Below are 629 nucleotides of genomic sequence, written 5' to 3' on the forward strand. Positions count from 1 at the left end.
AAAATACCAGTTAAGAAACAATCTGTTGGTATGGCAGACTGTCAGCGGGCAATAGACAAATTGGTCGCACGGATCAACCAGTCTCGGCACGATCTGAAAACCGAGCTTCATAGGCATAAACAACGCCTACCGGCTTCAGTAAAGAATGCCTATTTGGGTGTAAAGAAAAAGTTTCTGGAACCTCTGTATAGGCCAGTTAAGACGAAATGTTCGACCACAGTTTCCAGCCAAATGAAAAAGAAGATAGATCTGTTTCACACCCATGTTACCAAAGTACCTAATAGGACGTAATAGGACGTAGCTAACTGCAACAGCTTATGCAGTCATTGTGGGGGGCGTGTTGAATCCATAGGATTTAACAACCCCCCCACATCCTGAGGTGGTTACACTTTTTTGGACACTATTTCTGAGGGAGAATAGGACTCCCACATAAGAAGAGGTGTCTTGATGAGCAAACGACAATTAAAACGGTACACCCTGGAGTTCAAGGATCGTGCTGTCGACCTGATGAACAGCACGGATCAATCCGTGCCGGAGATCGCCGAGCAACTGGATGTCAATTCAAAGAACCTTTACAACTGGCGGGCACAAGCGGCAGCCAAGAAAGCAGGCGGCAAATCTCCTGAAAT

At 46.1% G+C, this 629-nt stretch carries 1 protein-coding gene; it reads left to right on the forward strand.

Annotation, left to right across the window (positions count from 1 at the left end; translation table 11 throughout):
- Positions 1-447: 447 nt before the first annotated feature.
- Positions 448-629, forward strand: a 182-nt coding sequence (locus V5T57_RS20655; protein ID WP_332893164.1) for a transposase, incomplete at its 3' end; no start/stop codon positions are given.

The organism is Magnetococcus sp. PR-3, from assembly GCF_036689865.1.
GTDB lineage: Bacteria > Pseudomonadota > Magnetococcia > Magnetococcales > Magnetococcaceae > Magnetococcus.